This is a genomic window from Streptomyces sp. ActVer (assembly GCF_027270795.1).
GTDB lineage: Bacteria > Actinomycetota > Actinomycetes > Streptomycetales > Streptomycetaceae > Streptomyces > Streptomyces umbrinus_A.
The window spans coordinates 1-10,234 of the sequence record NZ_JAPWHT010000381.1 but is presented as its reverse complement, the minus strand read 5'-3'; the positions used below and the strand labels follow the sequence as shown (position 1 = coordinate 10,234).

Below are 10,234 nucleotides of genomic sequence, written 5' to 3'. Positions count from 1 at the left end.
GCCGCGGCCTTCGCGCACACCGCGATCCTGGCCGGGCGGCCCGGCAACGCGGAGCCGCTCGCCGAGGCCGGCCGGCTCTTCGGGCGGCTCGCGCACCTCCTGGACGCCGTGGAGGACAGGGAAACCGACGCCGCGTCGGGCGCCTGGAATCCGCTGACCGCCACCGGTACGTCCCTGGAGGAAGCCCGCCGGCTCGCCGACGACGCGCTGCACGGGATACGGCTCGCGCTGCGGGAGGCGGAGTTCACGGACGCGAAGCTGGCACATACGCTGCTCGCCCACGAGCTGCGCAACTCGGTGGACCGTGCCTTCGGTACCTCCTCCTGCTCGCACCAGGGGGCCGAGCTGTACGGGCCGCCGCCGGGCAACCCGTACGCGCCCTCCGGACCCGGCTCCCCGCCGCCCCCTCCCGAGCCGCCACGTCGTGACCGGCGCGGACTCCTCGCGGGCTGCGCCGTGTGGATGGGTCTGGCCTGTACGTGCCAGATGTGCTGCTGCGAGTACGACGACCCGTGGAGCGGGGAGCGCAAGGAGGGGCTCTGCCGGCGGTGCGACAACTGCGACGACTGCTGCGACGGCTGTGACTGCTGCGGGGACTGCTGTGACGGGTGCGGATGCGATTGCGGCTGCAATTGCTGACCCGCCTGTTCATCACCGTCGGGCCTGATGGTCTCGGGCCCGACGGTCTCGGGCTTGATGGGGGCGGGCCCGACGGCCGGTCAGTTCTTCAGCTCCGGCGGTGAGATCTCCGACTTCTCGATCGCCGAGCCGGTCGTGCCCCACTTCTTGAGGATCCGTTCGTACGTGCCGTCCGCGATGAGCTTGTTCACCGCGGCCTGGAACGCGGGGGCGAGCTTCGTGCCCTTCTTGAAGGCGAAGCCGACGTCGAGACGGTGGAACTCGTTGAGGAACTGCAGCCCCTCCTGCTGGGCGACGGCATAGCGCAGCCCGTTGATGGTGCTCATCACGATGTCGCTGCGGCCCTGCTGGAGCGAGGACCAGATGGCGCCCTGCTCGTTGTAGGTCTGCACCTTGTACGCCTTCTCGCCGGCGTCGGAGCAGACGTGCTTGTTCTCCTCCAGCGTGGCCTCGAAGGTGGTGCCGGCGCCGGTCGCGACGTTCAGGCCGCACAGCTGGGCGAGGTCGGTGACCTTGTCCAGCTTGCTGTCCTCGCGGGTGGCGAAGCCCTGGCCGTCGTTGATGTAGGTCACGAAGTCGATGGTTCTGCGGCGCTCGTCGGTGACGCCGAAGTTGCCGACCCCGACGTCGTACTTGCCGCTGTCGAGCGCCGGGAGGATCGCCTCGAAGCTCGCGGCCTCGCGCTTGAGCTTGATGCCGAGGACCTTCGCGACGGCGGCTGCGAAGTCGACGTCCTGGCCCGCCAGGGTCTTGCCGTCCTCCAGATAGCTGGTGCCGGGCGGTGTGCCGCCGACGCTGACGGCGAGGGTGAGCGAGTCGGTGCCGGCGGGGAGCAGCTTCGCGGCGGAGGCGTCCGTCCTGAGCGACGAGACGACGTCGGTCGTCGGGATCTTCTGGGACGCGCCCGCGGCCTGGGCGTCGCTTCCACCGGCGGTGCCGGATCCGCATGCGGTGAGCACCAGAGCCGCGGAAGTGATCAGGGCGAAGGGGATGAAAAGGGTACGGCGGGGCCGCGAGGACGTACTCATGGCGTGCGGATCTCCTGGGCAGAGGAGCGACTCTCCCGGCGAGGACAGCGGACGGGAGAGGAAGGAAACTAGGCAGGGAGCTACGGAGCTACGGAGGAACTGGGAAGCGCGAGGGGAGGGGTGCGCGTGTGAAGGCGTGGAGAGGGTGGAGAAAAGTGGGAAACGCAGAAGGCGCCCGCCCATGAAGGGCTCGGGCGCGCAGGGGGTCAGCTCAACAGGACGAGGACCACACTCGACCGAAGTCGATGTGGGAGCGCGTGACCAGCCACTGCTGCGAATGCATGGGAGCAAGTGGAACAGGCATCCGGTTTGGCGTCAACTGGCGTGAGACGTACCGCTCACAGTGTGGACAGCCTTGACAGCGAGGGGAAACGCACCCGTACTCTCGGTGCACGGCCCTGCTGAGGGGCTCGGCCGTGCACGCCGTACGACGCCCTCGTGGCGTCCACGAGTTCCGCGTGACCTGTGTGAAGGCACCACCCGTGTTCGACTCGACGTATCACGGAGCCTTCGCATGTCCTCGCACACCCTTGTCAAGGTGGCCGCGCCCGAAGACGCGGTGCCTCCGCGTATCGTCCCGCGCCGCCGCCTCGGCCAGTGGACCGCCGCCGGTGCCGTCCTGATCCTGTTCGGGCTCGCCGTCAACTCCGTCGCCCGCAACGAGGCGTTCCAGTGGGACGTCGTCGGTGACTACTTCACGTCCGCCTCGGTCCTGCGCGGCCTCGGCCTCACGCTCTGGCTGACCGCGCTCGTCATGGCGCTCGGCTTCGCCCTCGGTGCGCTGCTCGCCGCGTTCCGGCTCTCCGCCAACCCTGTGCTGCGTGCGGTGAGTTGGGGGTACGTCTGGCTCTTCCGGTCGATGCCGATCCTGGTGCAGCTGCTGTTCTGGTTCAACATCGGGGCGCTCTACCCGACGATCCTCGGGGTCAGGACGGTCAACCTGCTCGGGCCGGTCACGGTCGCGATCATCGGGCTCACCCTGCACGAGGCCGCGTACGCCGCCGAAGTGGTCCGCGGTGGCATCCTCTCCGTCGACCGGGGCCAGATCGAGGCCGCCGAGGCGCTCGGGCTGAGCCGGTGGCGCCGTTGGTGGCGGATCGTGCTGCCGCAGGCCATGCGCTCCATCGTGCCGCCCGCCGGGAACATGCTGATCGGCACGCTCAAGGGCACCTCGATCGTCAGCGTGATCGCCGTGCAGGACCTGCTCTACTCCGTGCAGCTCGTCTACCACCGTACCTACCAGGTCATCCCGCTCCTGATGGTGGCCACGCTCTGGTACGTCGTCGTCACCTCGGTGCTCGGCGTCGGCCAGCACTACGTCGAGCGGCACTACGCACGCGGTTCGGAGCGCACGCGATGAGCCCGATACGCCCCTCGCTGGTGATCGTGGGAGCCGGGCCGCGGGGGACCGGACTCCTGGAGCGGATCGCCGCCAACGCGCCCGAGCTGTACGGCAGTTCGGGCGACGGTTCCGGTGGTCCGGGCGGTGGCCCGGATGGTTCGGCCGGCAGTCCGGACGGTTCGGAGGGGTTCGACATCCATCTCGTCGACCCCTGGCCGCCGGGCGGCGGCCGCATCTGGCGCGAGGCGCAGTCACCGCTGCTCTGGATGAACTCCGAGGCGCAGGACGTCACGATGTTCACCGACGAGACGGTCGACATGACGGGACCGGTGCGTGAGGGTCCCACGCTGCACGAGTGGGCCGCACTCGACGGACGCGTCTTCGCGGACCGGCAACGGCAGGGCACGTACATGCGCTGGGTCTACGAGCGGACCGTCGCCGCGCTCCCGCCGGGCATCCGAGTCCACCATCACGCCCGCCGCGCCCTGCGGGTCGTCGGCCCGCGCGAGGGGCGCCAGCAGGTGTGGCTGGAGGGCCGGCCACGCCCGCTCCTCGCCGACCTGGTCGTCCTCACGCTCGGCCATCTCGACGCCGAACTCGACGAGGAGCAGCGCGGGTTGGCCGCGTACGCCCGCGCCCACGATCTCGTCCACCTGCCGCCGGACTTCACCGCCGACAGCGATCTGTCCGCCCTCGCGCCGGGCGAACCGGTGCTCGTACGCGGCTTCGGGCTCGCCTTCGTCGATCTGATGGTGCTGCTCACCGAAGGGCGTGGCGGGCGCTACGAGATCGGCGCGGACGGGGAGTTGACGTATCGGGCGTCCGGGCGCGAGCCCGTGCTGCACGTCGGGTCGCGGCGCGGAGTCCCGTACCACTCGAAGATCGGCTACGACTGGACCGGTGAACGGCCGCCGCTGCCACGGTTCTTCGGGCCGGGCGAGGTCGACGCCTTGCTCGCGCGCCCCGGCGGCTTCGACTTCCGGCGGGACGTGTGGCCGCTCGTCGAGAAGGAACTGGGCTTCGCGCACTACCACCGGCTGTTCACGGCACACCCCGGGCGCACGGACATGGCCTGGACGGACTTCGAGGAGAAGTACGCGGCCGGTGACAGCGCCGAGATCCGGACCCTGGTCGCCTCGGCCGTGCCCGACACCGCCGACCGGTTCGACCCGGCAGCGCTCGACCATCCGCTGGACGGGGTGCGCCACGCCTCGTACGACGAGCTCCAGGACGGTCTGCGGGCCTACATCGAAGGGGATCTGACCCGGCGTCACGACTCCTCGTACAGCCCGGACATGGCGGTCTTCCTCGGACTCCTGTCCGTCTACGGGCAGTTGGTGCGGCTCGGTGACATCGGGTCCTGGTGGCACGGCTTCTTCAGCTATCTGGCGTCGGGGCCGCCCGGACCGCGACTGCGGCAGATGCTCGCCCTGTCCCGGGCGGGGGTGCTCAGGTTCCTGGGCGCCGGCATGACCGTAGAAGCCTCGGGCGGCGTCTTCCGGGCCGGGAGCGCCGGTGTGCCGGGGGAGTACGTCGAGGCCCGGGCGCTCGTCGAGGCGCGGCTGCCGCATCCCACGGTCGAGCGCACGCGGGACTCGCTGCTGCGCGAGCTGTACGCCGAGGGGGCCGCGGCGACGCCCGAGGGGCTGCTCGCAGTGGACCCCGCCGACGGGCGTGTCCTCGACCGCTCGGGCGCCCCGCACCCACGGCGTTTCGCGCTCGGACCGCACACCGACGCCCGGGGCTCCGGCGCCTTCACCCGGCCGCGCACCGGAGGGCCCGCCTTCCGGCAGAACGACGCAACGGCGCGCGCCGCGCTGGCCTTTCTGCGCGCGCTGTCCTGTAGCGCCGCCGCGTAATCGCACCTGCCCTGCCCCCCGCTCACTTCCTTCGCCCAGAGGACTCCCATGTCGCTGACCAGTGATCCACCCCTTGCCAGAACGTCCGTCGAGCCCGAGGACTACGGCGCGCTCAAGGTCGTGCCCGTGCGCCACCCCTGGCGCTGGGTCGCGGTGACCGTGACCGCCGTGCTGCTCGCCCAGTTCGTCCACGGACTCGCCACCAACTCCGGCTGGGAGTGGGAGGTGTTCGCCGAGTTCTTCACCACGGAGGTGATCCTCAAGGCGGTCTGGGTGACCCTGCAACTCACCTTCTACGGAACGGCGTTGGGCTTCGCGCTCGGCATCGTCCTGGCGTTCATGCGGCTGTCGGCCAGCCCGTTCCTGAAGGCCGTCTCCTTCGCGTACATCTGGGCGTTCCGGTCGATCCCGCTGATCGTGCAGCTGCTCTTCTGGTTCAACCTCGCCTACCTCTACAAGGAGTTGGAGTTCGGTATCCCCTTCGGGCCCGGCTTCTTCTCCTTCGACACGATGGGTCTGGTCGGCGCGATGAGCGCGGCCGTGCTGGGGCTGGCCCTGCACCAGGCCGCGTACGCCGCGGAGATCGTGCGCGGCGGCGTACTGTCCGTCGACAGCGGGCAGTTGGAGGCGGCCGCCGCGCTCGGCATCCCCAGGCTGCGGCAGATCGGGCGGATCGTGCTGCCGCAGGCGATGCGCTCCATCCTGCCGAACGCCGCCAACGAGGTGATCTCCCTCTTCAAGGGCACCTCGATCGTCTCCGTCATGGCGATCGGCGAACTCTTCTACCAGGTCCAGGTCATCTACGGACGCAACGGCCGGGTCGTACCGCTGCTCATGGTCGCGACGGCCTGGTACATCCTCCTGACCACCGCGCTCTCGGTCCTCCAGTACTACGTCGAACGACACTTCGCGAAGGGAAGCGCCCGATGAGCGCGCCGCTGACCAAGGAACTGACCAAGGACGGGGCGGCCGCCGCCCCCATGGTCGACATCAAGTCCGTGCACAAGAGCTTCGGTTCGCTCGAAGTCCTCAAGGGTGTCGACCTGGAGGTGCGGACCGGTGAGGTCACCGTCGTCCTCGGCCCGTCAGGATCCGGCAAGTCCACGCTGCTGCGGACCATCAACCACCTGGAGAAGGTCGACCAGGGCTGGATCAGCGTGGACGGCTCACTGGTCGGCTACCGGCGCTCCGGCGACAAGCTGTACGAGCTGCGCGAGCGGGAGATTCTCAGGCAGCGCACCCGGATCGGGTTCGTCTTCCAGAACTTCAACCTCTTCCCGCATCTCACGGTGCTGGAGAACATCGTCGAGGCCCCGGTCTCGGCGCTGAAGCGGCCCCGCAAGGACGTCACCGCAGCCGCGCGCGGGCTGCTCGACCGGGTCGGGCTCGCCGACAAGGCCGACGCCTATCCGAAGCAGCTCTCCGGCGGGCAGCAACAGCGCGTGGCCATCGCCCGCGCGCTCGCCCTGGAGCCGAAACTGCTGCTCTTCGACGAGCCGACGTCCGCGCTCGACCCCGAGCTGGTCGGTGAAGTCCTCGACGTCATCAAGGACCTGGCCCATCAGGGCACCACGATGATCGTCGTCACGCACGAGATCGGCTTCGCCCGTGAGGTCGCCGACACGGTCGTCTTCATGGACGACGGCCGCATCGTCGAACAGGGCGCCCCCGGCGACGTGCTCGACCGGCCGCGGCACGAGCGCACCCGCGCCTTCCTCTCCAAGGTCCTCTGACCTCTCCAAGATCCTTCGAGCCTCCTCACTCCGCCGCCCTCCTCCTCCCTCTCCATCTCTTCCTTCTCTATCTCTTCCTTTCTCTCCCTCTGTCTGTTCGTCCCTTCCCATTTCAGGAGTTCACCCGTGATATCCCGACGCACCCTCGCCGCCTCCGTCGCCGCTCTCGTCGTCGCCCCCCTGCTCAGCGCCTGCGACGGTGACAGCGACGCGGCGACCGGAACGGGCAGCTCCGGCACCAAGAAGGTCGGCGACGTCAACATCGGCCCGGACCAGAACCGGATTCGCGGCAAGAAGGCCGACGACATCGCCGCTCTCGTCCCGGCGGCCATCCGCAAGCGCGGCACGCTCAAGCTCGGCCAGAGCGCCGACGCCTCGCCGCCACTCGGCTTCTACGCGACCGACGACAAGACCAGAATCGGCTCCGAGATCGACCTCGCGACCCTCGTAGCCGACACCCTCGGGCTGAAGCTCGACAACGACGAGGTCTCCTGGGAGAACCTCTTCGTCGGTCTCGACAGCGGCAAGTTCGACGCCGTCTTCTCGAACGTCACCGTCACCGAGGAGCGCAAGGAGAAGTACGACTTCGCGACCTACCGTCTCGACAACATCTCGTTCGAGGCGAAGAAGGGCACCGACTGGAAGATCGACGGCCCCGAGGACGTGGCGGGCAAGACCATCGCCGTCTCCTCCGGCACCAACCAGGAGAAGATCCTCGTCGACTGGAGCAAGCAGAACGAGAAGGCGGGCCGGAAGCCGGTGTCCATCAAGTACTTCCAGAAGGACACGGACTACTACCTGGCCCTCCAGTCGGGCCGTATCGACGCCTACCTGGGCCCCAGCCCGTCCGCCGCGTACCACGTGGCCTCGGCCGGACAGTCGCAGGTCATCGGCACGCTCTCCGGTGCCGGCGACGACCTCCAGGGCAAGATCGCCGCCACCACGAAGAAGGGAAGCGGGCTCGTCGACGCGTACGCGGCCGCCATCAACCACGTGATCGAGGACGGCAGTTACGGGCGTGTACTCAAGCGCTGGGGCCTGTCCAGCGAGGCCGTCCCGAAGTCGGAGATCAACCCGCCCGGCCTGCCGAAGATCTAGGGGACCCGCCGGCCGCGACGGTCGTCGCGGCCGGCGGGCGGACCGGGACGCGCCACTGCTCCAGGAGCGTGGCGCGTTCCGGACGGACGGAATACACCGGCGCGACGCCGCGCTCACACCTCGGGCAGGCGGAGCCCGTGCGGAAGGGTTGATCACATGACGACGGAACACGCAGCGGCGGACGCGTCCGAGGAGTGGAAGCACTGGCACGAGCACCGCACCGAGACGGTGTCCGCGCCCTACGGCCCGCTCGCTCTCAGCGGCACCCACTGGATCGAGGACTATCCGGAGGGGCTACTTCCGGACATGCCCGGCCGGTGGTCGGCGGACGGCGACGCGGTCGTGCTGACAGCCGACGCGGCCGACGGCCTCCTCGTGGACGGGGAGCCCTTCGCCGGTGAGGTCCGGCTCGGGGCCGACCCCGGTCCGGCCACCACGGCCCGGGTCGCGCACGGCGAGCGCCGGTTCGTCGTCCTCGTACGCGAAGGGGCCCTGGGAGTACGCGACTTCGACCCCGCCTCTCCGGCCCGGCAGGCGTTCCGGGGCATCGAGGCCACGCCGTACGACCCGCGCTGGTCGGTGCCGGGCCGCTTCACGCCGTACGGGGAGGACCGGACCGTACGCGTGGCGAACGCCGACGGGCGGGAGCGCGGGCTCGGGCTCGGCGGTGTGCTCGCTTTCACGCTCGGCGGGCAGGACCTGACCCTTCAGGTGACGGTTCAGGGGGACGGATCGCTGTGGGCTGTTTTCGGCGATGCGACGAGTGGGAACGGCAGTTATCGCTTCCGGTTCCTGCGCCCGGCGGCTCCTGACACCGAGGGGCGCACGACGGTGGACTTCAACCGGGCCCTGCTCCCGCCCTGCGCATTCGCGTACCACTTCATCTGCCCATTCCCACCGCCGGGCAATACCCTGAGCGCGGCGATTGCCGCCGGGGAACGCAATCTGCTCCGATAATCCGCACGTAATCCACACACTGCCGCTGATGAGATCAACTCCCGTGGGACATACGTAAGTTGAACACCGCACGGCCGAAAGGCGCCCTTGCGCCCGTCGGGTGTGCGGCCAAATACTCCCCCCAGCGCCTTGTCAGGGGCACGGCTTGTCCGGAATCCGGACATTCCTCCTCTGGCGTGCGCCTCACGGGCCCCGACCCCACGCGGGCCCCCGACTTCCCTTTGGAGGGAACGAACAGTGAGGACCAAGCGCACCACCCCCCGCAGCGGAATAGCGAGACGGACCCGGCTGATCGCCGTAACTTCCGGACTCGTGGCCGCGGCCGCATTCACCATCCCTTCCGCGAACGCGAGCGACGCGCAGACGTTCAGCACCTCCCAGCTGAAGAGTGCCAACTCTTCGGTGCTCAAGGCCGATGTGCCGGGCACCGCCTGGGTGACCGACGCCAGGACCGGCAAGGTCGTCGTCACGGTCGACAGCACCGTCTCCAAGGCCGAGATCGCGAAGATCAAGCGGGCCGCGGGCACCAACGCCGGCGCTCTGCAGATCAAGTACACGCCGGGCAAGTTCAGCAAGCTGATCAAGGGCGGCGACGCCATCTATGCGAGTAGCTGGCGCTGCTCCCTCGGCTTCAACGTCAAGAACAGTGCGGGCGCCGACTACTACGTGACCGCCGGTCACTGCACCGACGGCGCCGGCACCTGGTGGTCGAACTCCGGGCGCACCACCACCCTCGGCTCGACGGCCGGCTCCAGCTTCCCGACCAACGACTACGGGCTGGTGCGCTACACCAACACCTCGGTCGCCAAGTCGGGCACCGCGGGCAGCGTGGACATCACCAGCGCCGCCACCCCGAGTGTGGGCACGAACGTCATCCGCACCGGTTCCACCACCGGCACCCGCACCGGACGCGTCACCGCGCTGAACGCGACCGTCAACTACGGCGGCGGCGACATCGTCTACGGCATGATCCAGACCACGGTCTGCGCCGAGCCCGGCGACTCCGGCGGTCCGCTCTACGGCAGCAACGGTGTCGCCTACGGTCTGACCTCCGGCGGCAGCGGCAACTGCACCTCCGGTGGCACCACGTTCTTCCAGCCGGTCACCGAGGCGCTGAGCGCCTACGGCGTCAACGTATTCTGACCGGTACGCGACACATCGACACCCGCGCGACCTGACTGCAGCCAGCAGCAGACGAGCCCCCGCCCGCCGTTCGCGGTGCGGGGGCTCGTCCTTGGCCGCGGGAGCTCGCCCGTGTGCACGGGAAGACCGGGGGAACAGGGAAGTGGCTTCCGACCAGCAGCGCCATGTACGCCGCAGTCCGCTGCTGTTCACGACACCGCTGGTGCTGCTCGTGGTGCTGGCGCTGGTGCTCCTGTGGGAGATCACGCGCGGCAACGTGACGGGGGAGCTGAGCCGCCGGTGGCCCTGGCGGCTGCAGTTGATGGACACGGACGCGCTCGGCAGCCTGCTGGCGGTCGCCCTCGCCGCGGTGCTAGGTCCTGTCTCCCCGATCTTCGCGGGCGCGCGACGCCTGGCACGGCACCTCGACGCACGGCCGCATCACCCAAGTACATC

The 10,234-nt window shown here is 69.4% G+C and carries 8 protein-coding genes and 2 pseudogenes; 9 read left to right on the top strand and 1 reads right to left on the bottom strand.

Going from position 1 to position 10,234, the window contains the following annotated elements:
* Window positions 1–639 (top strand): annotated as a pseudogene (locus O3Q52_RS40475) (hypothetical protein); the annotation flags it as partial.
* An 80-nt stretch (window positions 640–719) separates the two neighbouring features.
* On the opposite strand, the gene O3Q52_RS40470 reads toward O3Q52_RS40475, so the two are convergent.
* Entirely contained in the window at window positions 720–1,667 is a 948-nt protein-coding gene (locus tag O3Q52_RS40470) for an ABC transporter substrate-binding protein (RefSeq protein ID WP_269653552.1), read from the bottom strand.
* 514 nt (window positions 1,668–2,181) lie between these two features.
* Here O3Q52_RS40470 and O3Q52_RS40465 point away from each other — a divergent pair.
* The 8 genes and pseudogenes from O3Q52_RS40465 to O3Q52_RS40430 all read left to right on the top strand — a co-directional run.
* The gene (locus O3Q52_RS40465) at window positions 2,182–3,027 is read left to right on the top strand and encodes an amino acid ABC transporter permease (protein ID WP_269653551.1); all 846 of its coding nucleotides are present in this window, start codon (window positions 2,182–2,184) and stop codon (window positions 3,025–3,027) included.
* Window positions 3,024–4,868, top strand: coding sequence for an FAD/NAD(P)-binding domain-containing protein (locus O3Q52_RS40460; RefSeq protein ID WP_269653550.1), 1,845 nt, complete (start codon window positions 3,024–3,026; stop codon window positions 4,866–4,868). The genes O3Q52_RS40465 and O3Q52_RS40460 overlap by 4 nt, the downstream gene beginning before the upstream one ends.
* A 48-nt stretch (window positions 4,869–4,916) precedes the next feature.
* Window positions 4,917–5,798 (top strand): amino acid ABC transporter permease, encoded by an 882-nt coding sequence (locus O3Q52_RS40455; RefSeq protein ID WP_269653549.1) that lies wholly within the window; start codon window positions 4,917–4,919, stop codon window positions 5,796–5,798.
* A gap of 50 nt (window positions 5,799–5,848) precedes the next feature.
* Entirely contained in the window at window positions 5,849–6,601 is a 753-nt protein-coding gene (locus O3Q52_RS40450) for an amino acid ABC transporter ATP-binding protein (protein ID WP_269653553.1), read from the top strand.
* Between the two features lie 126 nt (window positions 6,602–6,727).
* Window positions 6,728–7,699: an ABC transporter substrate-binding protein gene (locus O3Q52_RS40445; RefSeq protein ID WP_269653548.1), complete on the top strand. Its 972-nt coding sequence runs from the start codon at window positions 6,728–6,730 to the stop codon at window positions 7,697–7,699.
* A 156-nt stretch (window positions 7,700–7,855) separates the two neighbouring features.
* Window positions 7,856–8,656 carry a DUF1684 domain-containing protein gene (locus O3Q52_RS40440; protein ID WP_269653547.1) on the top strand — a complete coding sequence of 267 codons (801 nt, stop codon included), beginning with the start codon at window positions 7,856–7,858 and terminating at the stop codon, window positions 8,654–8,656.
* Between the two features lie 237 nt (window positions 8,657–8,893).
* Window positions 8,894–9,799, top strand: a complete 906-nt coding sequence (locus O3Q52_RS40435; RefSeq protein WP_269653546.1) for a S1 family peptidase — start codon at window positions 8,894–8,896, stop codon at window positions 9,797–9,799.
* A 142-nt stretch (window positions 9,800–9,941) separates the two neighbouring features.
* Window positions 9,942–10,234, top strand: a pseudogene (locus O3Q52_RS40430) (hypothetical protein); the annotation flags it as partial.